The organism is Salinicola lusitanus (genome assembly GCF_038648475.1).
Classification (GTDB): domain Bacteria; phylum Pseudomonadota; class Gammaproteobacteria; order Pseudomonadales; family Halomonadaceae; genus Salinicola; species Salinicola lusitanus.
This window is the reverse complement of sequence record NZ_CP151919.1, coordinates 3,066,592-3,092,250: the sequence shown is the minus strand read 5'-3', so window position 1 is coordinate 3,092,250 and position 25,659 is coordinate 3,066,592. Positions and strand designations below refer to the sequence as shown.

The 25,659-nt window shown below is 66.0% G+C and carries 17 protein-coding genes and 4 tRNA genes; 7 read left to right on the top strand and 14 right to left on the bottom strand.

Features of this window, described 5'->3' with window-relative positions; genetic code table 11:
- Positions 1–75: 75 nt before the first annotated feature.
- The 5 genes from AAGT95_RS13890 to AAGT95_RS13870 all read right to left on the bottom strand — a co-directional run bounded on the left by AAGT95_RS13890 (position 76) and on the right by AAGT95_RS13870 (position 1,751).
- Positions 76–151, bottom strand: a tRNA-Asn gene (locus tag AAGT95_RS13890).
- 34 nt (positions 152–185) lie between these two features.
- Positions 186–261: transfer RNA gene (locus AAGT95_RS13885), tRNA-Asn, on the bottom strand.
- Positions 262–291: 30 nt separating this feature from the next.
- Positions 292–367 (bottom strand) — tRNA-Asn (locus AAGT95_RS13880).
- A gap of 215 nt (positions 368–582) precedes the next feature.
- Positions 583–659: transfer RNA gene (locus AAGT95_RS13875), tRNA-Met, on the bottom strand.
- 141 nt (positions 660–800) lie between these two features.
- Positions 801–1,751 (bottom strand): choline ABC transporter substrate-binding protein, encoded by a 951-nt coding sequence (locus tag AAGT95_RS13870; RefSeq protein ID WP_110710461.1) that lies wholly within the window; start codon positions 1,749–1,751, stop codon positions 801–803.
- 270 nt (positions 1,752–2,021) lie between these two features.
- On the opposite strand from AAGT95_RS13870, the gene betI reads away from it, so the two are divergent.
- The 7 genes from betI (at position 2,022) to AAGT95_RS13835 (ending at position 16,715) form a co-directional block, all read left to right on the top strand.
- Positions 2,022–2,627, top strand: a complete 606-nt coding sequence (gene betI / locus AAGT95_RS13865) for a transcriptional regulator BetI (RefSeq protein WP_425356021.1) — start codon at positions 2,022–2,024, stop codon at positions 2,625–2,627.
- A 100-nt stretch (positions 2,628–2,727) separates the two neighbouring features.
- Positions 2,728–4,197: a betaine-aldehyde dehydrogenase gene (gene betB / locus AAGT95_RS13860; RefSeq protein WP_342594179.1), complete on the top strand. Its 1,470-nt coding sequence runs from the start codon at positions 2,728–2,730 to the stop codon at positions 4,195–4,197.
- A gap of 293 nt (positions 4,198–4,490) precedes the next feature.
- Positions 4,491–6,179, top strand: a complete 1,689-nt coding sequence (gene betA / locus AAGT95_RS13855; RefSeq protein WP_342594178.1) for a choline dehydrogenase — start codon at positions 4,491–4,493, stop codon at positions 6,177–6,179.
- A 302-nt stretch (positions 6,180–6,481) separates the two neighbouring features.
- Complete coding sequence (locus tag AAGT95_RS13850) at positions 6,482–7,738, top strand: efflux RND transporter periplasmic adaptor subunit (RefSeq protein WP_342594177.1); 1,257 nt, start codon at positions 6,482–6,484, stop codon at positions 7,736–7,738.
- Positions 7,735–10,890: a multidrug efflux RND transporter permease subunit gene (locus tag AAGT95_RS13845; protein WP_342594176.1), complete on the top strand. Its 3,156-nt coding sequence runs from the start codon at positions 7,735–7,737 to the stop codon at positions 10,888–10,890. The genes AAGT95_RS13850 and AAGT95_RS13845 overlap by 4 nt, the downstream gene beginning before the upstream one ends.
- Positions 10,887–13,991 (top strand): efflux RND transporter permease subunit, encoded by a 3,105-nt coding sequence (locus AAGT95_RS13840; protein ID WP_342594175.1) that lies wholly within the window; start codon positions 10,887–10,889, stop codon positions 13,989–13,991. The genes AAGT95_RS13845 and AAGT95_RS13840 overlap by 4 nt, the downstream gene beginning before the upstream one ends.
- Positions 13,992–14,246: 255 nt before the next feature.
- Positions 14,247–16,715 carry an acyl-CoA dehydrogenase gene (locus AAGT95_RS13835; protein WP_342594174.1) on the top strand — a complete coding sequence of 823 codons (2,469 nt, stop codon included), beginning with the start codon at positions 14,247–14,249 and terminating at the stop codon, positions 16,713–16,715.
- 82 nt (positions 16,716–16,797) lie between these two features.
- On the opposite strand, the gene AAGT95_RS13830 is transcribed toward AAGT95_RS13835, so the two are convergent.
- The 9 genes from AAGT95_RS13830 to AAGT95_RS13790 all read right to left on the bottom strand — a co-directional run bounded on the left by AAGT95_RS13830 (position 16,798) and on the right by AAGT95_RS13790 (position 25,621).
- Positions 16,798–17,373, bottom strand: a complete 576-nt coding sequence (locus AAGT95_RS13830) for a septal ring lytic transglycosylase RlpA family protein (RefSeq protein WP_342594173.1) — start codon at positions 17,371–17,373, stop codon at positions 16,798–16,800.
- A 66-nt stretch (positions 17,374–17,439) separates the two neighbouring features.
- Positions 17,440–19,236: an SLC13 family permease gene (locus AAGT95_RS13825; RefSeq protein WP_342594172.1), complete on the bottom strand. Its 1,797-nt coding sequence runs from the start codon at positions 19,234–19,236 to the stop codon at positions 17,440–17,442.
- A 101-nt stretch (positions 19,237–19,337) separates the two neighbouring features.
- The gene (locus AAGT95_RS13820; RefSeq protein ID WP_342594171.1) at positions 19,338–20,315 is read right to left on the bottom strand and encodes an NADPH:quinone reductase; all 978 of its coding nucleotides are present in this window, start codon (positions 20,313–20,315) and stop codon (positions 19,338–19,340) included.
- 101 nt (positions 20,316–20,416) lie between these two features.
- The gene (locus AAGT95_RS13815; protein WP_232822326.1) at positions 20,417–20,992 is read right to left on the bottom strand and encodes a hypothetical protein; all 576 of its coding nucleotides are present in this window, start codon (positions 20,990–20,992) and stop codon (positions 20,417–20,419) included.
- 139 nt (positions 20,993–21,131) lie between these two features.
- On the bottom strand, positions 21,132–21,902 hold the full coding sequence (locus AAGT95_RS13810; protein ID WP_342594170.1) for an IucA/IucC family C-terminal-domain containing protein: 771 nt from the start codon (positions 21,900–21,902) through the stop codon (positions 21,132–21,134).
- Entirely contained in the window at positions 21,899–22,687 is a 789-nt protein-coding gene (locus AAGT95_RS13805) for an ABC transporter ATP-binding protein (RefSeq protein ID WP_342594169.1), read from the bottom strand. Before AAGT95_RS13805 ends, AAGT95_RS13810 begins: the two co-directional genes overlap by 4 nt.
- Before the next feature lie 3 nt (positions 22,688–22,690).
- Positions 22,691–23,719 carry an iron ABC transporter permease gene (locus AAGT95_RS13800; RefSeq protein WP_342594168.1) on the bottom strand — a complete coding sequence of 343 codons (1,029 nt, stop codon included), beginning with the start codon at positions 23,717–23,719 and terminating at the stop codon, positions 22,691–22,693.
- Complete coding sequence (locus AAGT95_RS13795) at positions 23,712–24,737, bottom strand: iron ABC transporter permease (protein WP_342594167.1); 1,026 nt, start codon at positions 24,735–24,737, stop codon at positions 23,712–23,714. The genes AAGT95_RS13800 and AAGT95_RS13795 overlap by 8 nt, the downstream gene beginning before the upstream one ends.
- Complete coding sequence (locus AAGT95_RS13790) at positions 24,734–25,621, bottom strand: iron-siderophore ABC transporter substrate-binding protein (RefSeq protein WP_342594166.1); 888 nt, start codon at positions 25,619–25,621, stop codon at positions 24,734–24,736. Before AAGT95_RS13790 ends, AAGT95_RS13795 begins: the two co-directional genes overlap by 4 nt.
- Positions 25,622–25,659: the final 38 nt, after the last annotated feature.

Here is a 25,659-nt window from a genome sequence, read left to right as displayed (position 1 = left end):
CACCTCATCCGTCAGTGATTGGAATGAGTGCAGAGGCGGCATTACATAGCAGGATGTCTTTTCTAAGCGTTCAGCTGGCTCCCTGAGCAGGACTCGAACCTGCGACCCAGCGATTAACAGTCGCTTGCTCTACCAACTGAGCTATCAGGGATCGATACAGCGATCTCTCGTCACGATGATAGCGATGGCTCCCCGAACAGGACTCGAACCTGTGACCCAATGATTAACAGTCATTTGCTCTACCAACTGAGCTATCGGGGATCGTCGTTCACCGCTGGCTGATATGGATGTTGGCTCCCCGAACAGGACTCGAACCTGTGACCCAATGATTAACAGTCATTTGCTCTACCAACTGAGCTATCGGGGACCATCCTTCAGCACGCGGCGTAGTATACGCGCTGAGTCTTTTGCGTCAAGGCCGGAAGCCAGGATTTCTCGAATTGTCGAAAAGGAATAACCGAGCACAATCAATACGCTGCGCGTCCCCTCTCCCCCACTTGGCAGGCCTGGTGACCGTGCGCAGCACGTCCGGGCGAGCGAAGGAATATCCGAGGATAGATAATGGCTAGAGAGGAGAAGCGTTGGTGGCTACGCCCTGATTCGAACAGGGGACCCCATCATTATGAGTGATGTGCTCTAACCAGCTGAGCTACGTAGCCGACGCTGCTGCCGGGAGACGGCAAACGTTGCCGAGTGACAACGGGGGCGGACTATACCTGCAGGCTCGTCGAAGGACAAGCCTGCAGTGAGAATCGGCGCCATTTTCGGCTCGTTTTCCCCTGTCCGCCCCCGGCGGTGGATCAGATGCCCAGCGCTTCCTTGACCGCCGGCAGGCCCGGTTCGCCATCGACCGTCTCGACGCCCTCGAGCCAGCTGTCCAGCGTCTCGGGATGCGCCTTGAGCCAGGCGCGGGCTGCGTCCTTCTCGTCCTCGCCGTCGTCCATGATGCTGCCCATGACCTCGTTTTCCATGTCGAGCGTGAAGCTCAGGTTCTGAAGCAGCTGCCCGACATTGCCGCACTCGTCGACGTAGCCGGCGCGGGTATTGGTATAGACGGTAGCGCCACCGTAGTCCGGACCGAAGTAGTCGTCCGCGCCGGAGAGATAGCCGATATCGAAGTTGGTGTTCATCGGGTGCGGCGCCCAGCCCAGGAACACCATCCACTCCTTGCTCTGGGTACGCGCCCGGACCTCGGCAAGCATGCCGGCCTCGCTGGAGTCGACCAGTTGCCAGTCGCCCAGGCCAAAGGCGTCGTCGTCGATCATCTGCTGGATGATCATGTTGCCGTCGTTGCCCGCTTCGATGCCGAACAGCTTGTGGCCGAACTGGTCTGCATGTTCGTCCAGGTCGGCAACCGAGGTGACGCCGGCGTCGATGACGTACTCCGGCACCGCCAGGGTGTACTTGGCACCCTCCAGGTTGGCACGCGGACGATCGACCTGCCCTTTCTCGATGTAGGGGTCGCTGATCGACTTCATCGACGGCATCCAGTTGCCCAGGAACACGTCGAAGTCGCCCCCTTTCAGGCCCGCGTAGGCCACCGGCACGGAGACGGTGTCCGAAGTGGCTTCATAGCCAAGCCCTTCGAGCACGACGCTGGTCAAGGCGGTCGTCGCCTGGATGTCGGTCCAGCCCACCTCGGCGAAGCGGACGGTCTGACAGCTCTCGGGCTCCTGCTCCTGCGCCTGGGCCAGCGGCGCCGCAGCCAGGCCGGCACCGGCCAGGGTCCACAGAATCGGCTGATATCTCATGGTGCTTGAACTCCCTGAACGTATTGTAGATTTTCGTCAATAAGCACTGATTATCGAATGTCATATTTTCCATTCGATGACACAATACTCTAGTTTTTATTGATTGACCGTTCAATAAAAAATTTCCATAATGGTCGGCAAACGACGTCGTCGGTTCGATAATAGTCGGGTTCCCCGGCGATCACTGGAAACCCGATCTGAAACGGGTTATCCGTAAGGTTCGATCACGTCAGTCCCGCTGCAGGAGTAAAGCCCGTGCCGAAAGTCGGTATGCAACCCATTCGCCGCCGCCAACTGATCCAGGCGACGCTGGAGGCGATCGACGAGGCGGGACTGGCCGATGCCACGATCGCCAGGATCGCCAAGCGGGCGGGCGTCTCCACCGGCATCATCAGCCACTACTTCGCCGGCAAGGACGGGCTGCTCGAAGCCACCATGCGCCACGTCCTGAGCGATCTGGGCAACGCCGTGCTGGAACGGCGTGCGGCGCTGGGCGATGCCCCACCGGAGGCGCATCTACGTGCCATCATCGACGGCAACTTCGATCGCAGCCAGACCAGCCGCTCGGTGATGAAGACCTGGCTGGCGTTCTGGGCCAGCAGCATGCACCACCCGCCATTGCAGCGGTTGCAGCGGGTCAACGACCGCCGGCTCTACTCCAACCTGAGCTGCCAGTTCCGGCGCGTGCTGCCGAAACGGGAAGCCCGGGACGCCGCGCGCGGACTGGCCGCCCTGATCGACGGACTGTGGCTGCGGGGTGCCCTGGCCCAGGAGGGCCTGAACGTGGATCGCGCCCGTCAACTGGCCTACGACTACGTTCGAGTGCAGCTCGAGACCGCCAGCCACAGCCGAACCCGCGCCAACGACTACGCTTGAAGGCACCCGCGCCGAGCCGGCGCAATCGATCCAGAGATCGGATTCAGGCCGCCGAAACAGCGGCCACGCTATTTCATTCGCCATTCGAAGGAGAGTCATCATGGCACGACTCGAGACGCAGACACTCTATATCGACGGCCGCCACACGCCGGCCAGCGGCAACCAGACCTTCGACGCCGTCAATCCGGCCACTGGCGAGGTCATCGCCAGCGTCCAGCAGGCCACCGCGGCCGACGTCGACAAGGCGATCGAGAGCGCCCAGCGCGCCCAGCGCCAGTGGGCGGCGATGACCGGCATGGAGCGTGCACGCATCTTGCACAAGGCAGTCGCCCTGCTGCGCGAACGCAACGATGAACTGGCCGAGCTGGAAACCCTCAACACCGGCAAGCCGATCAGCGAGACGGCCAGCGTCGACGTGGTGACCGGCGCCGACGCCCTGGAGTATTTCGCCGGCCTGGCGCCGAGCATCGAAGGCACCCAGATCCCGCTGCGCGAAGACTCCTTCGTCTATACCCGCCGCGAGCCGCTGGGCGTGATCGGCGCCATCGGCGCCTGGAACTACCCGATCCAGATCGCCTGCTGGAAAGCCGCCCCGGCCCTGGCCGCGGGTAATGCGGTGGTGTTCAAGCCGAGCGAAGTCACGCCGCTGACCGCGCTGAAACTGGCCGAGATCTTCACCGAAGCCGGCCTGCCGGACGGCGTGTTCAACGTCGTCCAGGGCGACGGTAGCGTCGGCGCCATGCTCACCGAGCACCCCGGCCTTGCCAAGATCACCTTCACCGGCGAGGTGGGTACCGGCAAGAAGGTAATGTCCGCCGCGGCCGGTTCCACGCTCAAGGACGTCACCATGGAACTGGGCGGCAAGTCGCCGCTGATCGTGTTCGACGATGCCGACCTCGACCGCGCCGCCGACGGCGCGATGATGGCCAACTTCTACTCCAGCGGCCAGGTCTGCACCAACGGCACCCGCGTATTCGTCCACCGCTCGGTGAAGGAGGCGTTCGAGGCCAAGATCGTCGAGCGGGTCAACCGCATCAAGGCCGGCGATCCGCTGAACCCGGAGACCAATTTCGGCCCGCTGGTCAGCTTCGAGCATCTCGAGAAGGTGGCGAGCTACCTGGAGATCGCCAAGCAGGATGGCGCACGTCTGCTGGTGGGTGGCGACCGCCTGACCGAGGGCGAGTTCGCCAAGGGCGCCTGGGTCGCGCCCACCGCCTATACCGATTGCGAAGACGACATGCGTATCGTCAAGGAAGAGATCTTCGGCCCGATCATGTCGATCCTCGCCTTCGATGACGAGGAGGAGGTGATCCGCCGCGCCAACGACACCGAGTACGGCCTGGCCGCGGGCCTGTTCACCGAAAGCCTCAACCGCGCCCACCGCGTCATCCACCGGATCGAGGCCGGCATCTGCTGGATCAACACCTGGGGCGACTCCCCCGCGGAGATGCCGGTCGGGGGCTACAAGCAGTCGGGCATCGGTCGCGAGAACGGCGTCGAGACCCTGGCGCACTACACCCAGACCAAATCGGTCCAGATCGAGATGGGGCCGTTCGCCTCGGTGTTCTGATATCCGCGACGAGCGACGGGCCTTGAGCTGCGAGCCGAAGGCCAAGAACGGAAAGCCGAGCGGGCCGCAACGGCAATCGTCAGTCGATTTCCGAGCTTCGCAACCTTTTCGCTCGTAGCTCGTAGCTCGTAGCTCGTAGCTCGTAGCTCGTAGCTCGTAGCTCGTAGCTCTTAGCTCTTAGCTCTTAGCTCTTAGCTCTTAGCTCTTAGCTCTTAGCTCTTAGCTCTTAGCTCTTAGCTCTTAGCTCTTAGCTCTTAGCTCGTAGCCCATTTTCTTCTCAGAGGAGCGTGTGTATGCAACAGGCTCAGGAATTCGACTACATCATCATCGGCGCGGGTTCGGCGGGCAACGTGCTCGCCACCCGCCTGACCGAGGATCCGGCCATCAGCGTGCTGCTGCTGGAAGCCGGCGGTCCGGACTATCGCGCCGACTTCCGCACCCAGATGCCAGCGGCACTGGCCTACCCGCTCCAGGGCAAACGCTACAACTGGGCGTTCGAGACCGATCCGGAACCGCACATGGACAACCGTCGCATGGAGTGCGGCCGCGGCAAGGGGCTCGGCGGCTCGTCGCTGATCAACGGGATGTGCTACATCCGCGGCAACGCCCTGGACCTGGACAACTGGGCCAAGCAGCCGGGCCTGGAGGATTGGCGCTACCGCGACTGCCTGCCCTATTACCGCAAGGCGGAAAGCCGCGATATCGGCCCCAACGACTATCACGGCGGCGACGGACCGCTGAGCGTGGCGACGCCGAAACCCGACAACAACCCGCTCTACCAGGCGTTCATCGAGGCGGGTGTCGAGGCGGGCTACCCGCGCACCGAGGATCTCAACGGCTACCAGCAGGAGGGCTTCGGCCCGATGGACCGTTCGACGACGCCCAACGGCCGCCGCTCTTCCACCGCGCGCGGCTATCTGGACATCGCCAAGCAGCGCGAGAACCTGACCATCGTCACCCATGCGACCACGGACCGGATCCTGTTCGAGGATCAGCGGGCCGTCGGCGTCAACTACCTGCACAAGAGTCAGCCGCGCCAGGCCCTGGCCCGTCGCGAGGTGCTGCTGTGCGGTGGCGCGATCGCCTCGCCGCAGATCCTGCAGCGCTCCGGCGTCGGCAACCCGGAGCTGCTGGAAAAGCTCGGCGTTCCCGTGGTCCATCCGCTCAAGGGCGTCGGCGAGAACCTGCAGGACCACCTGGAGATGTACATTCAGTACGAGTGCAAGCAACCGGTCTCGCTCTATCCGGCACTCAAGTGGTACAACCAGCCCAAGATCGGCGCGGAGTGGATGTTCCTGGGCAGGGGCATCGGCGCCAGCAACCAGTTCGAGGCCGGCGGGTTCATCCGCAGCGACGACAGCGAGGCGTGGCCCAACCTGCAGTATCACTTCCTGCCGATCGCGATCAGCTACAACGGCAAGAGCGCGGTCCAGGCCCACGGGTTCCAGGCACACGTCGGCTCGATGCGCTCCGAGAGCCGTGGGCGGGTGCAGCTGCGCGACCGGAATCCGCGCAGCGCGCCCAGTATCCTGTTCAACTACATGGCCACCGAGCGCGACTGGGAGGAGTTTCGCGCCGCGATCCGCCTGACCCGCGAGATCATCGCGCAGCCGGCGATGGATGCCTACCGTGGCCGGGAGATTTCGCCGGGACCGGATGTGCAGTCGGACGAGGAGCTGGACGCCTTCGTCCGCCAGCATGCCGAAACGGCCTACCACCCCTGCGGCACCTGCCGCATGGGCAGCGACGACGAAGCCGTGGTCGATGGCGAGGGTCGCGTTCACGGCATCGAGGGGCTGCGCGTGATCGATGCCTCGATCATGCCGCAGATCGTGACCGGCAATCTCAACGCCACCACCATCATGATCGCGGAGAAGCTCGCCGATCGCGTACGCGGGCGCGAGCCGCTGCCGGCCTCGGAGGCACCCTACTATGTCGCCGATGGCGCGCCGGCTCGCCAGGCGCCCGCCAGAAGCGTGTGATGTCGCTCGAGCGCTTCCCGGTCGGCGGTTGGCGTTCGACGATCCAAGGCCAGTGTCGAGCGACGCTGGCTGCCTACCCTGCCTCTTCCTCTGGCCCGGCCCCGACGCCGGGCTTTTTTCGTCGACCCTGTTCATCGGTGCCATCATCGGCCTGGCGCCGCTAATTTATTTGCGCGCTAATTGCGCATTGTGCGAACAGTGTTCCGTTACACTGGGTTCGGCTTTAGGCTAGTCCGATTCCAAGCTCGTTCGAGCCGTGTAACGCGCACGTCACAAAGTCCGTACAAGGAACGTCTTTCGTCATGTCATCCTCCTCCACGTCGTCTCGCCCCCGCCGGCCGCCACGCTGGCTATGGTGGTTGCTGCTGATCCTCGTCGCGGCCAGCGTCGCCTACTACTTTGTCGGCAGGAACGACGCCCCCGAGGGTAACGACGGATCCCCCGGGCAACCCGGCGCCGGCGGCATGCCCGCCACGGCCATCTCCGCCGTGGCCGCCAGCCGCGGGGACCTGCCGATCGAGCTGACGGCGCTGGGGACGGTGCGACCGCTCTCGAGCGTCGCCGTGCGGCCACGGGTGGAGGGCGAGCTGATTTCGGTCGACTTCGAGGAGGGTCAAACGGTCCAGAAAGGTCAGCGGATCGCCCAGATAGATCCGCGGGACTACCAGGCGCAACTGGACCAGGCCAAGGGGCAACTGGCCCAGGATCAGGCCCAACTGGCCTCGGCAAAAGAAGATCTGGCCCGCTACGAGAAGCTGATCGAGACCAACTATGTCTCGCGCCAGGAGCTGGAGCAGCAGCGCCAGCTCGTGCGCCAGTACCAAGGCACGGTCGCCAGCGACCAGGCCAGCGTCAAGAGCGCCCAGGTCCAGCTCGACTATACCGACATCACCGCACCGATCGCCGGCGTGGTGGGGATTCGCAACGTGGACCCCGGCAATATCGTCCAGCTTGGCGACGACGAGCCGATCGTCACCATCACCCAGTTGGATCCGATCTCGGTGATCTTCTCGCTGCCCAGTCGCTATGTCGATGTCGTCCGTGGCCGCCTGGTCGCCGGCGACCACCCGGCGGTGAACGTGACCGATACCGATGGCGAGACCCACTCGGGCCAGTTGAGCAGCATCGACAGCAACGTCAACAGCGCTACCGGCACGATCCGCCTGCGCGCCATCCTCGACAACCCGACCGGCGGGCTCTATCCCAACGCCTACGTCGACGTCAGCCTGGTGTCGCAGATCCTCCGCGACCAGGTGATCGTCCCCGAACCGGCGGTGCAGACCGGCCAGGAGGGCAACTACGTCTACGTGGTGAAGGATGACGACACCGTGACCCGACGCGACGTGACCCTGGCCGCCACCCAGAACTCCCAGAGCGCGCTGTCGTCCGGTGTCGAAGCCGGAGAGCGGGTCGTGGTGGACGGCGTCGACAGCCTGCGCGAAGGCGCCAAGGTTCGCGTGGTCAGCGATGCCCTGCCGGGCGAATCGAGCGACGAGGTGATGGACGCCGCCGGCGCAGACGGCGGGGCCGACGACGGTGGTGACGGCCGCGCCTCATGAATCCGTCTCGCCTGTTCATCCTGCGCCCGGTCGCCACCTCGCTGGTGATGCTGGCGATCCTGATCGCCGGCGCCCTGGCCTACCGGTTGCTGACGATCTCGTCGCTGCCGGAGGTGGACTTCCCCACCATCCAGGTCACCACGCTCTATCCCGGCGCCGGGCCCGACGTGATGCTCTCCCACGTCACTTCCCCGCTGGAGGACGAGCTGGGCGAGATTTCGGGACTGGAGGACATGAGCTCGACCAGCACCGGCGGCGCCTCGCTGATCACGCTGCGTTTCTCGCTCGACTCCGACCTGGGCGTCGCCGAGCAGGAGGTCCAGGCGGCGCTGAGCCAGGCCGAGACACTGCTGCCCGACGACCTGCCCCGCCCGCCCAGCTACAGCAAGGTGAACCCGGCGGACACCCCGATCATGACCCTGGCGGTCAGCTCGGACACCTTGCCGCTGACGAAGGTCTACGATCTGGTCGATACGCGCATGGCGCAGAAGATCGCCCAGATCACCGGCGTAGGCCAGGTCAAGCTGGCCGGCGGCCACCAGCCCGCCGTGCGCATCACCGTCGACTCGCGCCAGCTCGCCGCCTACGGACTCGACCTCGCCGCCGTGCGCAGCGCCGTCGATGCCGCCAACGTCAACCGGGCCAAGGGCACGCTCTACGGGCCCTATCGCGCCTACAGCATCGATGCCAACGATCAACTGCTGTCGGCGGACGGTTACCGCGACCTGATCCTCAAGAACGACGAAGGTTCGGTGCTGCGGCTGTCGGACGTGGCCAGGGTCGAGGACGGTTCCGAGAACGCCTACCTCTCGGCCTGGGCCGATCGCGAGGGCGCGATCCTGATCGATGTGCTGCGCCAGCCCGGCGCCAACGTGGTCGGCGTAGCGGACAGCATCAAGCGGAGCCTGCCGGCGCTCGAGAAAACGCTGCCGGCCAATGTCGACGTCAGGATCCTCACCGATCGCACCACTACCATCCGCGCCGCGGTGGAGGACGTGCAGTTCGAACTGATGCTCGCCATCGGGCTGGTGGTGATGGTGACCTTCCTGTTTCTGCGCAACATCCCGGCCACACTGATTCCCAGCCTGGCGGTGCCGCTGTCGCTGGTGGGCACCTTCGGCGCCATGTACTTGGCGGGATTCAGCCTCAACAACCTGACCCTGATGGCGCTGACCATCGCCACCGGCTTCGTCATCGACGACGCCATCGTGGTGCTGGAGAACATCACCCGCTACGTGGAGAAGGGCGAGAGACCGCTCGCCGCCGCGCTCAAGGGCTCGCGCCAGATCGCCTTCACCATCCTCTCGCTGACGGTCTCGCTGCTCGCCGTGCTGATACCGCTGGTGTTCATGAGTGGCGTGGTCGGCGTCCTGTTCCGCGAATTCGCGCTGACCCTGGCGATCTCGATCCTGATCTCCGCCTTCGTCTCGCTGACGCTGACGCCGATGCTCTGCGCACGCTGGCTGAAGCCGCGTCCGGAGACCGCCGGCCGCAGCGGCGACGAGATGGACGACGAGGCCATGGTGCGCAGCCGGCAAGGCTTGTTCGGTCGTCTCACCCGCGGCTACGAACACGCGCTGAACTGGGTGCTCGGTCACCAGACGCTGACGCTGCTGGTGGCGGTCGCCACCCTGGGCGTCACCGCCCTGCTGTTCATCGCCACGCCCAAGGGGCTGTTCCCGGTGCAGGACACCGGCGTCATCCGCGGTATCACCACGGCGACCCAGTCGACATCTTTCGAGGCGATGTCGGCTCGCCAGCAGCGACTGGTCGACCGCCTGCTCGAGGACCCCGCCGTCGAGAGCGTCTCGTCCAGCGTCGGCATCGACGGTACCAACACCACGCTCAATAGCGGCCGCCTCTCGATCAATCTCAGGCCGCTGGACGAACGCGGCGACCTGGACAGCATCCTGGCGCGGCTGCGCGACCAAAGCCGCGACATCCCCGGGCTGACCCTGTCACTGCAGCCGGTGCAGGACCTGACACTGGAAGATACGATCAGTCGCTACCCCTATCAGTTCGCCCTGACCCAGGGCGACCGCGCGGCGTTGAACGACGACGCCGCCAGGCTGCTCGCGGCCCTCGGACGCTCCCCCGCCATCGCCAGCGTCAGCAGCGACGTCCAGAACGAAGGACGCAAGCTCGAGGTGACCATCGACCGCGGCCGCGCCGGCCGGCTCGGGATCAGCGTCGCCGATATCGACGACGCGCTCTACGACGCCTTCGGCCAGCGCCTGATCTCGACCATCTTCACCCAGGCCAGCCAGTATCGGGTGGTGCTGGCCGCCAGCGCTACCGACGGCGAAGGCCCGCAGGCGCTGTCGCGTCTCTACGTGGCCAACGACGACGGCGAGCTGGTGCCGCTGTCGACCCTGGTGACCCTGACCGAACGCACCACCCCGCTCTCGCTGCAGCGCCAGAACCAGTTCCCCTCGGCGCTGATGTCGTTCGCCGTCGCCGACGGCCACTCGCTGTCGGAGGCCTTCGCGGCCGTCGACCAGGCGGCGGCGGACACGCTCAGCGACCAGACCACGCTCACCTATCGCGGCTCGGCACTGGCCTACACCGACTCCACCGGCGACACCCTGTGGCTGATCCTGGCCGCCATCGTCACCATGTATATCGTGCTGGGGGTGCTCTACGAGAGCTACATCCACCCGCTGACGATCCTGTCGACGCTGCCCTCCGCCGCCATCGGCGCCTTGCTGGCGCTGCAGATCGGCGGTTACTCGCTCGGTCTGGTGGCGGTCATCGGTATCATCCTGCTGATCGGCATCGTCAAGAAGAACGCCATCATGATGATCGACTTCGCGCTGGAGGCGCAGCGCGAGCGCGGCATGTCGGCGGCGCAGGCGATCCATACCGCGGCGCTGCTGCGCTTCCGGCCGATCATGATGACCACCTTCGCCGCGCTGCTCGGCGCCATGCCGCTGATGTTCGCCAGCGGCTACGGCGCCGAGCTGCGCCAGCCACTGGGTGTCACCATGGTCGGCGGGCTGCTGTTCAGCCAGTTGCTGACGCTGTTCACCACGCCGGTGATCTACCTGTTCTTCGACCGTCTCGCGGGACGCTTCGGCCGGACCCGGCACCATGACGACGAGCGCGATGCGCCGGGTCGTGATGAAGCGCGTCGTGACGGAGTATCGCCGTGAGCCTGTCGGCGCCCTTCGTCCGCCGGCCCGTCGCCACCCTCCTGCTGGCGCTGGCCATCGTGCTGCTGGGCTCGCTCGCCTACGAGCGGCTGCCGGTGGCACCGCTGCCCAACGTGTCGTTCCCGACCATCCTGGTCTCGGCGAGCCTGAGCGGCGCCAATCCGGAAACCATGGCATCGACGGTGGCGACGCCGCTGGAGCGCTCGCTGGGGCGCATTCCCGGGATCACCCAGATGACCTCGTCGAGTTCCGACGGCTCCACCAGCGTGATCATCCAGTTCGATCTCGACAAGGACATCAACGTGGCCGCCCAGGAGGTCCAGGCCGCGATCAACGATGCCCAGCCGCTGCTCCCCAGCGCCATGACCAGCCGGCCGCACTACCGCAAGCTCAATCCGGCCTCGGCGCCGGTGATGATCCTGTCATTGACCTCCGACACCCTCCCCACCAGCGAGCTCTATCGCCTCGCCGACAGCAAGATCGCGCCGCCCATCGCCCAGGTGCCCGGCGTCGGCGACGTCAACGTCGGCGGCAGCTCCTCCCCGGCGGTCAGGGTGTCGATCGATCCGCGCAAGCTCAATCACGCCGGTATCGCGCTGGACGCCGTGGCCGGTGCCCTGCGCGCGGCGACGACCCAGTCGCCCACCGGGTTCGTGCAGACCGTCGAGCACCGCTGGGAGGTCCAGACCGACTCCCAGTTGCTGAAGGCGAGCGACTACAGCCAGATCGTGATCGCCAAGGGCGACGACGGCTCGCTGATGCGCCTCGGCGACGTCGCCAGGATCGTCGACGGGGTGGAAGATCGCTACAACGTCGGCTTCCAGAACGATCTCCCTGCCGTGCTGCTGGTGATCAGCAGTGCCAGCGGCGCCAATATCATCGATACCATCGCTGGTGTCAGGGAGCGCCTCGACGAGGTGCGCAGCCTGCTGCCGCAGAACGTCAACCTCAGCGTGCAGCTCGACCGGGCACCCGGCATCCAGGCATCGCTGCACGAGACGCAACTGACGTTGCTGCTGGCCGTCGTGCTGGTGGTACTGGTGGTATTTCTGTTCCTGCGCAATGCCCGCGCCACCATCATCCCCAGTGTCGCGATTCCGGTGTCGCTGATCGGCACCTTCGCGATGATGTGGGCGTTCGACTTCTCGCTGGATACCCTGTCGCTGATGGCGCTGATCGTCTCGATCGGCTTCCTGGTCGACGACGCCATCGTGGTGGTGGAGAACATCGCTCGGCATATCGAGCGGGGCGTCAAGCCGTTCGAGGCTGCGCTGCTCGGCGCCAGGGAGGTCGGCTTCACGGTCACCGCGATGAGCGTGTCGCTGGTGGCGGTGTTCATCCCGCTGCTGCTGCTGGGCGGCTTCATCGGACGGATGTTCCACGAGTTCGCGGTGACACTGTCGCTGGCCATCGGGGTGTCGCTGCTGGTGTCACTGACGCTGACACCGATGCTGTGCGCCCGCTGGCTGAAGCCGCATCCGGAACGCCAGCGGCAGCCCCGCTGGGAGCGCTTCCTGACCGCCATCGGTCACGCCTTCGTGCGTGGCTACGCCAGGACCCTGGACATCGCTTTCAAGCACCGCCGTCTGACACTGCTGTCACTGGTCGCCGTGATCGTGCTCAACGGTTATCTCTACACCGCCGTCGACAAGGGATTCATCCCGGATCAGGACACCGGACGCCTGCTCGGCACCATGCGCGGCGACCAGGCGCTGTCGTTCGACGCCGTCTCGGACAAGCTCGGCCAGGTACGCGAGCGGCTGCAGGCCGATCCTGCCGTCGCCAGCGTGCTGGGGTTCATGGGTAGCGGCGGCCCGGGCCGCGGCGGCTCCTCGGCGACGCTGTTCATCACCCTCAAGTCCGATCGCCAGGCTTCGACCCAGGCGATCGGCAATCGCCTGATGGCCAGTCTGCAGGGGCTGACCGGGGTCAGCACCTTCATGTTCCCGCTGCAGGATATCCGCATCGGCGGACGCTCCAGCAGCGCTTCCCAATACGAGATCACGCTCAAGAGCGACGACCTCGAGCTGCTGGGCGACTGGTCCAGGAAGATCCAGCAGGCGATGCAGCAGGTCGACGGCATCACCGGGGTCGACAGCGACAACCGCGGCGACGGCCTGGCCGCCAGACTGGTCGTGGATCGGGACACCGCCTCGCGTCTCGGCGTGGACATGAGCACCATCGACACGGCCCTGGGCAACGCCTTCGCCCAGCGCAAGGTGGTGAGCCTCTACGACGCCGACGAGCAGCGCTACGTGGTGATGGAGGTGGAAGCCCCCTACCGCCAGGCTCCCGATGCCATCGGCGACCTCCATGTCAGCGCCAGCGATGGCGAGATGATCCCGATCTCGGCGTTCAGCCATGTCGAGCGCAGCACCACCCCGGTGACGGTCAACCACCAGGGGCAGTTTGCCGCCTCGACGGTCTCGTTCAACCTGGAGGAGGGCGTGTCGCTGGGAGAAGCGACCGCGCGCATTCGCCAGGCCGTCGATGCGCTGCACCCGCCCACGGCCCTCCAGGTCGACTTCGAGGGCAGCGCCGGCACCTTCCAGAGTGGTATCGAAGCGATGCCGTGGCTGATCCTCGCCGCTCTGGTGACGGTCTATCTGGTACTGGGCATTCTCTACGAGAGCTATATCCACCCGCTGACGATCCTGTCGACGCTGCCGTCGGCCGGGGTCGGCGCGCTGCTGGCGCTGATGGCGCTGGACACGCCGTTCACCCTGATCGCGCTGATCGGCATCATCCTGCTGATCGGCGTGGTCAAGAAGAACGCGATCATGCTGGTGGACTTCGCCGTCGTCTGCGAACGCGACCAGGGCATGACGCCCCAGGAGGCGATTCGCCACGCCGCGCTGGTCCGCTTCCGGCCGATCATGATGACCACCCTCGCCGCGCTGCTCGGCGCCCTGCCGCTGCTGCTCGGCACCGACGAGAATGCCGGCCTGCGCGCGCCACTGGGGATCACCATCATCGGCGGACTGATCGTCAGCCAGATCCTGACGCTCTACACCACCCCGGTGGTCTATCTTTACCTCGACAGGCTTCATCGCCGACTGCGGCCAAGCCAGATCGGCTCGGAGCGTGCCAGCGAGGCGTGAGCCTCGGGCTTCGGGGCGCCATTGACGGGGCTCCGGCCCGCAAGCCCTTCTCGTAGCTCGTAGCTCGTAGCTCGTGGCTCGTAGCTCATGGCTCGTGGCTCGTGGCTCGTAGCTCGTAGCTCGTGGCTCGTGGCTCGTGGCTCTAGCCCAAAGGATAAGCACGCCGGCCTAGTCAGCCGCCGTGCGATCCGCTAGTCTGAAAACCAAATTCAAACGCTCGTCTGAATTCTTCGTTTTCCCCTCTCGGAGTTCGTCATGATCACACTGCTGCTCATCGTCCTGGCCGTCATTGGCTGTCTGGTCGTCATGCGTCGCGAGGCCGGCGCACTCGCGGCACTGGCCGTACTCGCCGTGCTGGGTGTCGTCGGGCTGGCGCTGGGCGCCGGCGTCATCGGTACGCTGCTGCTGATCGCAGCGATCGGCGTCGCCGCCTGCGGCCTCAAGCCGATTCGTCGGCTGTGGCTGTCGCCGCGCCTGTTCGCGCTGTTCAAGAAGATCGCCCCGCGGGTCTCCGAGACCGAGCGGGTCGCCCTCGATGCCGGTACCGTTGCCTGGGACGGCGAGCTGTTCAGCGGCCGGCCCGACTGGCAGCGCCTGCTCGACTTCGACAATGCCGGGCTGAGCGAGGAGGAGCAGGCTTTCGTCGACCACCAGTGCTCCGTCGCCGCCGGCATGTGCAACGCCTGGGAGATCGCCCGCGAGCGCGCCGACATGCCCGAGGCGCTGTGGGAGTACCTGAAGAAGGAGCGCTTCTTCGGCATGATCATCCCGAAGGCCTACGGCGGCCTGGGATTCTCTGCCAAGGCGCAGTCCGCCGTGCTGCAGAAGCTCGCCTTCAACGAAACCCTGATGAGCACCGTCGGCGTGCCCAACTCGCTGGGCCCGGGCGAGCTGCTGCTGAAATACGGTACCGAGGCGCAGAAGGATCACTACCTGCCGCGCCTCGCCGACGGCCGCGACATCCCCTGCTTCGCCCTGACCGGTCCCCGGGCCGGCAGTGACGCCACCTCGATCCCGGATGTCGGTATCGTCTGCCGCGGCATGCACGACGGCAAGGAGGTCCTGGGGCTGAAGCTGACCTTCGAGAAACGCTGGATCACCCTGGCGCCGATCGCCACCGTGGTCGGCCTGGCCTTCCGCATGTTCGACCCGGACAACCTGCTGGAGCGCGGCGAGAGCGACATCGGCATCAGCTGTGCACTGATCCCGCGTGACACCGAGGGCATGGAGATCGGCCGCCGCCACCATCCGATCGGCAGTCCGTTCATGAACGGGCCGATTCGTGGCAAGGAGGTGTTCATCCCCCTCGATTACCTGATCGGCGGGCTCGACATGGCCGGCCAAGGCTGGCGCATGCTGGTGGAGTGCCTCTCGGTGGGCCGCTGCATCACCCTGCCCTCCGGCGCCGCGGGGATCGGGCGCTATGCGGTGGGCTGGAGCGGCGGCTTCACCCGCATTCGCCGCCAGTTCAACATCGCCGTGGCGGACATGGAGGGCGTGCAGGAGCCACTGGCGCGTATCGCCGCCAAGGCCTACATCTCCCAGGCCGCAGTGATGCAGACTGCCAATACCATCGATCACGGCGTCAAGCCGGCGGTGCCGTCGGCGATTCTCAAGAGCCAGTTGACCGAGTTCCAGCGCGACGTGCTGGCCGACGCCATGGATGTCCACGGCGGCCGCACGGTGACGCTGGGCCCGCGCAACTATCTCGGTATCGGCTACAGTGCCAACCCGGTCTCGATCACCGTCGAGGGCGCCAACATCATGACCCGCAACCTGATGATCTTCGGTCAGGGCGCGATCCGCTGCCATCCCTACGTCCTCGAGGAGCTGGCGGCCAAGGATGCCAACGATTTCGAGGCCTTCGATCGGCTGTTCTTCCGCCACATCGGGCTGATCTTCGGCAACGGCGCCCGCGCCTTCACCCAGGCCCTGGGTCTCGGCAAGCCGAACGTTCCGTTCGATGCCATTGCGGCGCCCTATGCCCAGGATGCCGCGCGACTCTCTTCCGCCTTCAGCCTGTGTGCCGACGCCGCCATGGCCAGTCTCGGCTCCAAGCTCAAGCAGCGCGAGATGATCTCGGCGCGTCTCGGCGACGTGCTCTCCAATCTCTACCTGCTGTCGATGGTGCTCAAGCAGTGGCACGAAACCGACCGCGTCGACAACGAGGCGGCACTGTTCCACTACAGCTGCCGGCTGTTGCTGAATCGTGCCGAGCAGGCGCTGGTCGACCTGTTCGACAATCTACCCAATCGCGCCCTGGGCAACACGCTGTCGTTCATCACCCAGCCGCTGGGGCGCCGCTGGCACAAGCCCCAGGATACGCTGACGCGCGAGATCGCCAGGGCGATCTCCACCGACAGTGCGCTGCGCCACAAGCTGACGAGCAATACCTGGGACAGCTGGGAGGAAGGTCAGAAGGAGAATGCGCTGGCGCGCTACAACGCCCTGCTGGCCAACGCCGAACGGGCCGAGACGATCTATCGCACGCTCAACAAGGCACGGGTCAAGAAAGCGCTGCCCGAGGTCGCGCTGCATCCCGAGCAGTGGATCGATGCCGCCCACGAAACCGGGCTGCTCAACGACGAGGATGCCGCCTTCATGCGCGCTCACGAGGCGGAAGTCCTGGAGATGCTGACGGTGGACGATTTTGCCTTCGATGCCTTCGTCACGCGTCGGGAGACGAGAGAAACTTCAGGAATCGAGGACGAGGCCACCGCCTAGCAGCGCGGTCGGCGTGACAGGCAACACGAAGAAGCCCCCGTCCCAGGACGGGGGCTTCTTCGTCTGATCGCCACCCTGGCGATTACTGCTCCAGGATCTGCAGCTGCACGTCGGCGGCACCGTCCTGGATCATGCCGAGCTGCTCGGCGGCCTTTCGCGAGAGATCGATGATGCGGCCATCGACGAAGGGGCCGCGATCGTTGATACGCACCACCGTGCTCTCGCCGGAGTCCAGCGCGGTCACTTTCACCCGGGTGCCGAAGGGCAACGTCTTGTGGGCCGCCGTCATCGCCTGGCTGTCGTAGGGCTCGCCACTGGCCGTCAGCCGCCCTTCGAAGTAGGAGGCATAGAACGTCGCCTCGCCCAGCCGCTTTTTCCCCGTCGGTTGCGCCGAGCGAGCCTGCTCGTCACCAGAGACCGCGCCGGGGTCGTTGCCCATCGCCTTCTTCGACTTGGCACCGGATTTCGCGCTCGCCTTGGCGCTGGTCGCTGCCGACGCGGGCTGCCCGGATGAGGGGGAGTCCCACCCCGGCGGATGCGGGTTCGTTGCACAGCCCGCCAGCAGGATCGACATCAGCGCGGCGGCGAGAAGCCTCTTTCGGGACCGGGGTCGGTTGGGCGACCCAGTCACCGCGTCGGCGGAATCGGTCGTCATCATTCGGATACCTGACGTCATCTGAACATGGCGTATTGCGGAATTCGACAATCATAATCGAAGATCGGCTCACGATAGCGGCCAAATGAGCAAAATCAAGGGAATTGCCGTTACCATGACGACCAGTGACAGCGGCAGCCCGAGCTTCCAGTAGTCTCGGAAGTGGTAACCGCCAGGGCCCATGACCAGCGTATTCGACTGGTGACCGATCGGGGTCAGGAAGGCGCACGACGCACTGACCGCCACCGCCATCAGGAACGGGTCGAGGGAGACCCCGAGGCCACTGGCGAGACTGGCGGCGATCGGCGCCATCAGCAGTGCCGCGGCGGCGTTGTTGATCACGTTGGAGAGCAGTAGCGTGATCGAAAATAGCGCCACCAGCGTGACCACCGGCGGCCATCCGCTGCCCAGCGCCATCATTCCATCCGCGACCATCTGGGCCCCCCCGCTGGTTTCAAGCGCCGTTCCCACCGGCAACATCGCTGCCAGTAGCACGATCACCGGCCCCTCGATGGCGTCGTAGCCTTCACGCAGCGGCAGCACGCCCAGCGCCAGCGTGACCAGCGCCGCCAGCGCCAGCGCGATCGCCGCCGGCAGCAGGTCGAACATCATCGCCCCGATCGCGACCGCGAAGATCGCGACCGACAGCAGCAGTTGACGCGGGCGCCCCAACGACAGCTTGCGGCTGGCCAGCGGCAGGCAACCCAGCGCCGCCAGGCTCTCGCTGAGCCCGTTCTCGTCACCCTGCAGCAGCAATACGTCTCCTGGCTGGAAGCGCACCTCCCGCAGCCGTTGCTTCAGCCGTGTCCCATCCCTCGAGACCGCGACCAGGTGAAGCCCATGCTGATCGAGCAGTCGCAGTTGCGACACCGTTCGCCGCGTCATCATCGAATCGGTGCGCACCACGGCCTCGACCAGTTGCAGGTCTTCCGTATTCAGCTTGGGCGCTTCGGTGGCGTCGGATCCGTCGGCGTCCCGATCCTGGGCACCGATGGTCAGCCCCGCCTTGTCCTCCAGCTGCTTGAGATCGTCGGGGTCCGCCTCGAGCAAGACGATGTCGCCGGCCCGCAGGGTGCCGAAGAAACGGCTGCCGGAAAGCTGTTCGCCGTCCCGGACGACGCCAAGGACCGGTACCGGCTCGTCGCAGACCTCGCGCAGCTGGCGCAGCGTCCAGCCTGCCGCCTTGGACTCCTCCCCGACCGTCAGTTCGCTCAGGTAGGCCGAGGTCTCGAACAGCTCGTCGGCGGAGGCCTGCCCTTGCCGCCGCGGCGTCAGGCGCCAGCCCAGCAGCACCATGAACGCCAGGCCGGCCAGCGCGACGCCACCGCCAACGGGGGCGAAGTCGAACATTCGGAAGGCGCCCTCCCCCTGGCTGGCACGGAAGGCGCTGATGATGATGTTGGGCGGCGTACCGATCAGCGTGATCAGGCCGCCCAGCAGCGACCCGAAGGCCAGCGGCATCAGCAGCAGCGACGGCGAGGTGCCGTGTTCGCGGGCGACGCGAACCGCCACCGGTAGCAGCAGCGCCAGCGCACCGACGTTGTTCATGACGGCGGAGAGCAGGATGACCGTGGTGGTCAGCACCGCCAGCTGCCAGATCGGCTGGCTCCCCGCTTTGAGGGTCTTCTCCGCGATCCAGTCGACGACGCCGGAGTGCTCGAAACCGCGACTGAGCACGAGTACCGCCGCCACCGTGATGATCGCCGGATGGCCGAAGCCCGAGAACGCCTCGTCGGCGGGAACGACCCCCAGCAGCACGCAGGCCAGCAGCGCGGCCATCGCCACCAGATCGTAGCGGAACCGCCCCCAGACGAAGGCCGCCAGCGTCAACGCCAGTACGAGGAAGACCCAATATGCATCCTGCATCGACACACTCCTTGTGCGAACGAAGGCCACCCGGACCGAAAAAGCCGACGCCGCGTGATCGCGGCGTCGGCTTCGATATCATACGACAAAGCGCGCGGGCTTTACGGAATCAGAATCGTCGATCCCGTGGTCCGGCGGGATGCCAGCGCCTCCTGCGCCTTGCCGGCCTCGTCCAGCGTGAAGCGCTGGGCGATGTCGACCTTGACCTTGCCGCTTTCGAGCATGTCGAACAGGTCGAGACACATCTCCTCGAAGCGCTCGCGCGTGTCGGCGTAGCCGTTGAGGCTGGGGCGGGTCAGATAGAGCGAGCCTTTCTGGTTGAGAATGCCCACGTTGACGCCGTCGACGGCGCCGGACGCATTGCCGAAGCTGACCATCAGCCCCCGGGGCGCCAGGCAGTCGAGCGAGGTCGTCCAGGTGTCCTTGCCGACGGAGTCGTACACCACCGGCACCATCGCACCGCCGGTCAGCTCGCGAACGCGTTCGACCACGTTCTCCTCGCGATAGTTGATCGTCGCCCAGGCGCCGTTCTTCTTCGCCAGCTCGGCCTTCTCGGCGGAGCCGACCGTGCCGATCACCTTGACGCCCAGCGCCTTCGCCCACTGGCAGGCGATCGAACCGACGCCGCCCGCGGCAGCGTGGAAGAGGATGGTCTCCCCCCCTTCCAGCGGGAACGTCTGGCGCAGCAGATACTGGGTGGTCAGCCCCTTGAGCATGGCGGCCGCGGCGGTCTCGAAGGGAATGTCCTCCGGCAGTTGGACGACCTTGTCCGCCGGCAGCACGTGGTACTGCGAATAGGCGCCAAGGGGGCCCTGGGCATAGGCGACGCGATCGCCCTTCTCGAGGTGGGTCACGCCCTCGCCGACGGCGTCGACCACCCCGGCACCTTCTGTTCCCAGTCCGGACGGCATGGCCGGCGCCGGATAGAGCCCGGTGCGGAAATAGATATCGATGAAGTTGAGACCGATGGCGTGGTTCTGGACCCTGACTTCTCCCGCCTTGGGTTCGGCCGGCTCGACCTCGACGGTCTCGAGGACTTCGGGGCCGCCGGTGCGGGCGAACTGAATGCGCTTGGCCATGACGTTTCCTTGTTGGGCTGGTGACTCTCGGTCTGTCATCCAAGCGCCATTCCCGGAGCGGGTCAAGTCGACGGGCGAGGCCACGTCAGGGTCGATCGATGTCAGGCGATGTTGGAATAGCGCTCCAGGGCCGCGACGAAGCGTGACTTGTAGGCCTCGAAGGTCTCGGGTTCCTGCTTGAAGGTGCGTACGATACCGTCGCCATTGAAGCGCACCACGCTGGGCAGCACACCGTTCACCGGCGCCGGATGGAGCGGGCCCAGACCGATACGCAGGCCCCCCTCGCCGTCGATCCAGCGCTCGATGCCGCAGCGTCGGAAGAACGCCTCGCCCGCCTCGTCGGCGGCCGTCACGCGTAACGGGGCCTTCTCCGCCAGGGTCTTGACCAGATGGCGGCTGTGTCGGGTGTCGCCCTTGCCCTCCGGCGTCGACAGCATGTCCACCTCCATGGTCCCGCCGTCCACATCGGACGAGATCAGGGCCAGACACAGCACGCTGCCGTCATCCTCGGTCAACGCAAACAGTCGCGCCGCCTCCTGCTCGAACAGCACGCTCTGGGTACCGGCGAAGATCACCAGCGGTGCCAGACCCGCCTCCTGGCCGTAGACGCTGGCACAGAGTTTGGCGAGACAGGCCTCGCGGGTCTCGGGATTCTTGACGTGAACGACCTTCATCATGCTTCTCCTGACTGGTTGCCTTGTGGCGCGCCGCCGGCGGCTCCGGGCCGGTGTAGTAAGCCGCGCAGCCTAGCATACTCTCCCCCAGCGGGCCCGCCGCGACGCCAGCCGAGATCCGCATCGGCGTTCATCCAGGCTTTCACGGCTTGATCAGCGGGCAGGCCCGACAGTATTCCCGTGGACAGGTGGCCTTGAAATAGAGACAGCAGGTCCGGCGGAAGCGAACCTCGTCGCCATCGCTCATAGCGGTATGGGCGTGGAAGAATCGCGCCAGGGGATTGAAATCGAGTCCGAAAAGCGACGGCTCGGCGGTGAGCAGAAAATCGTAATCCGCCTCGCGGCGCTCTCTCGCCCTGGCATTCCCGACGTCGCTCAGGCGGCGTTCGTAGAGCGAATAGATCCTGACCGCCAGGTTCTCCCACAGGATACGCTCCGGCACGCCCCCCGCTTCGCGAAGCGTGCGCCATAGCGGGGCGATCGTCTGCGCAAACAGCGTGTGCAGGATCTCCCGGCGGGCACTGTGGCGTCGCGAGGCCGCCAGCGCCTCGCTCTCCAGCGTCCACAGCGGTAACGACGACGTCCACACGCCCTGGTCGTGCGCATACTCGATGACGCAATTGGCGGCGGAGAGATCGAGCCCACGATCGCAGATCGACAGGGCGTACAGCGGCGCACCGGTAAGCAGGAAGCCCAGGCGTTTCGACAGCAACGATGCCGTCGTGCGCCGTTCGGGGGAGCCGATCGTCGGGCCCAGGTGGTCGAGCAGTTCGCGACAGCGCCTGGCATCGAGGAAATCGGCGACGTTCATCGAGCGCGTGTCCGCCCGTTCGGCCGGCTTCAAGCGCAGCGTATCCGACAGATAGCGCCAGTGCGCGGGGTCGAAACCGTGGGTACGGGGCGCGTCGTTCATGCCTTCTGCCTGGCGAACGGAATGCACAGCGGCGTATGGAAATAGGGATCGTCGATCACTTGGCAATCGAGCTGGAAGATCGCCTTGACCCGCTCCCGCGTGATGACCTCCCGAGGCGTCCCCTGAGCCAGGATCGCGCCGTCGCGCAGGGCGACGATATGATCGGCGTAGCGGCAAGCCAGGTTGAGATCGTGCAGCACCATGACGATCGTCTTGCCCGACTCGCGGTTGAGGCTGGCGAGCAACTCCAGTACCTCCATCTGATGGGCGAGGTCGAGAAAGGAGGTCGGCTCGTCGAGCAGCATCAGGGGCGTATCCTGGGCCACCGCCATGGCGATCCAGGCACGCTGGCGCTGCCCCCCGGAGAGCGTCTCCACACTGCGGTTGGCATCCCCAAGCAGGTCGGTGCGTGACAGCGCTCGCTCCACCTGCCGCTCATCCTCTTCGGACCATTGGGCGCGCCAGCTCTGGTGCGGATGGCGTCCCAGACTCACCAGTTGGCGGACCGTGATCCCTTCCGGGGCCACCGGGTGCTGCGGCAGCAGCGATAGCGTCCGTGCCACGATCCGGGTGGGCTGGCGATGAATATTCTTGCCATCCAGCGCGACACCGCCCTGCCAAGGCGTCAACAGTCGGGCCAGAGCTTTCAGCAACGTGCTCTTGCCGCAGCCATTGCTGCCCACCAGCACCGATATCTTGCTCTCAGGCAGTTCCAGCGAGAGATGACGCAGAATGGCCTGACGCTGGTAGCCCAGCGTGAGATCGTTCGCGGAGAGCATCGCCATGGATCAACGCACCTGTCGGATCAGCAACATCAGAAAGAATGGCGCGCCAATGGCCGCCACGAAAATCCCCGCCGGCAGATCCAGCGGCAGAAATAGCGTCCGCCCCACCAGGTCCGCCAGCATGACCACGATCGCGCCAGCGGCGATCGCCATCACGATCTGCGCCGCGCCCGGCACGGGCACCAGACGTCTGGCAAGGTGCGGGGCAATGAGACCCACGAACGCGATCGCCCCGCCCCAGGCCACGGCCAGGCCGGCAAGTACCGCCGCCAGCAGCGTGAGCGCACCCCGCATCCGCTGCACGCGTACCCCGATGCCGACCGCCAGGGCGTCGTCGACCGCCGCCAGCAACGCGTACCGTACCAGCGGTGCCATCGCGACGAGCGCCAGGGCGAGACCGATCGAGAGGCGCTCGACCTCGGACCAGTTGCCGCCGTATACGCTCCCGGTCAGCCACACGTAGGCCGACAGCGTGGTCGAAAACGGACTGGAGACCAGCAGAAACGTGGTGGCCGCGGTCAGCAGTGCGGAGAGCCCGATTCCCATCAGCACCAGCCGTAACGGCGTCACACCCTGCTGCCAGGCCAGCCAGTACACGATGCCGACCGCCATCAAGGCGCCCCCGGCCGCCGCCAACGGAAGCCAGGCATGGCCCAGGTCGGCGGCCAATAGCGAGAAATAAGCCACGGCGGCGGCGCTGGCACCGCTGGTCACGCCCAGGGTATCCGGCGATGCCAAAGGGTTGCGCATGACCTGCTGCAACAGCCAGCCGGAAAGCGCCAGCGCCCCGCCCACCAGCGCCGCCAGCAGGGTCCGCGGCAAACGCAGTTGCCAGACGATCAGTCCCGTGTCGCTGAGCGGCGCCGACAGCGCGGCCAGCAACTCAGGCGGCGTCAACGGTATCTTGCCCAGCGACAGGCAGCCCGCCAGCGCCACACCCACCACTCCCCAGGCCATCACCACGCGCCACCATGGACGCCATACGATAGCTCGCGAGAATCGGCCCAGCCTCAGCGCCTGGATCTCAGCCATGGCGAACGCCCTGCCGTCTTACCAGCAGCATGAAAAACGGGGCACCGACCAACGCGGTCATCACACCCAGCGGTACCTCACCGGGCGGGATCAACGTCCGCGCGGCGATATCGGCACACAGCAGCAGGACGGCGCCGATCAATGCGGCCAGCGGAAGCCAATGGCGATGATCCGGCGTCGCCAGACGCCGCGCGATGTGAGGCACGATCAGACCGACGAAGGCAATATTGCCCGCCATGCTGACCGAAGCCCCCGCCAGCAGCACGATCAGCGTGATCGATGCCAACTGCAGACGCCTCACGGACACCCCGGCGCCCACGGCGACGGCCTCCCCGGCCGCCAGCACGTTCCATTGGCTTAGCCAGGGCACGCAAGCCAGTAGCGCCACCAGCGCCAGTATCAGCATCGGCCAGGTGTCCGTGAGCGGCCGGCCGGCGACCGAGCCGGCAAGCCAGAATAGAACCGAATCCAGGCCCTGCTGATCGACCACCAGAAGCGCCTGACTGAAGGCATGGAACAGCGCTGTCAATGCCGCGCCGGCCAGCAGCAGCCGCAGCGGCCCGGCGGTTGGACCTCGGCGCATGGCAAGGCTCCATACCAGCGCGACCGCCAGCGCCGCACCGACAAACGCTCCCAGGTTAGCCACCGCTGCCGGCAAGCCACCTCCCATCGTGGCAAGGGCGACGACGGCGAACAGCGCGCCGGCGTTGACCCCCAGCAGGCCGGGTGCGGCCAGGGGGTTGCGTGTCAACGTCTGCATGATGCCACCCGCCACCCCGAGGCTGGCCCCGACCACCGCGGCCAGCAGCGTCCGCGGCAGCCGTGTGGTACGAATCAGCAGATCATCGACATTGGTCGGCGACGGCGACCAGAGCGCGTGCCAGAGCTTGCCGAAGCCAAACCACTGCGGCCCGGCCATCAGGCTGACCGACATCACCAGCACGAGCGACAGTACGAGTAGACCCGGCGTGACCCAGGAACGTGCGGGCGTCGATTCCAGACCGGCATCGCCACTCATGTCCGCCCCCGCCGCTCAGCGTCCGTCAACCAGGCGTCGATGTCATCGAGCATCGCGAAAACCCCCAGGATGCCTCCGGAAAGGCTCCAGTCGATGGCATCGATTTCCCAGACTTCGCCCTGACTCGGCGCGGCCATCCGCTGCCATAGCAGGTGGGCCCTCAATCGTCGGTAGTGGTCCGCCACGGCGGCACCGCGACCGTGACGCATGACGAAGAACACGTCGGCGTCCAGCGCCGGCAGGCCCTCGACGCCGCTCAGCTTGAGCGAGACGCCGGAAAGATCACGCTGCACATCGTTCCAGCGAAAACCCAATGCGGCCAGAACCGATCCGCCGAAGCTCTCGGCGAGATAGCTGCGCACCTCATTGGCACGGATGTCGAGCAGGGACACCGTCACCGGCCAGCGCGCCCCGAAATGCTCGCGCAGGCGCCGACGCAACCGCGACAGCCGCCGCGTGAGTCGGGCCGACAACGCCGCCGCGTTCGCCTGCCTGGACAGTGCCTCCCCCATCACCGTCAGCGTCTCCCGATAGCGGTAGATTTCATCGAACATCACCACCGGCGCCAATTGGGAGAGCAGCGGTTCGATGCGCTGGTGACGAAAGCGCGACGCCACGATCAGGTCGGGCCCGAGCAGCGCGATGTCCTCGAGACTCGGCTGGGTCTCGAGGCCAACCAGGGTGGCCCCCGACAGCGCCGAGCGCAGGTAAGGATAGATCGGCTTGTCGAGCCAAGATTCAACGACCCCGACCGGTGTCACCCCCAGCGCGACCGCCGTATCCGTAGCGCCCTGAAATAGCGTCACGATGCGTGGCGCGGACGCGTCGCGCTTGCCGCCTGCGGCGAATGCCACACCGGGCGCCACCCCCAGGGCCAGTGCCATGACCAATAACTCGCGCCGCGTCATCGGGCCCTTGCCTG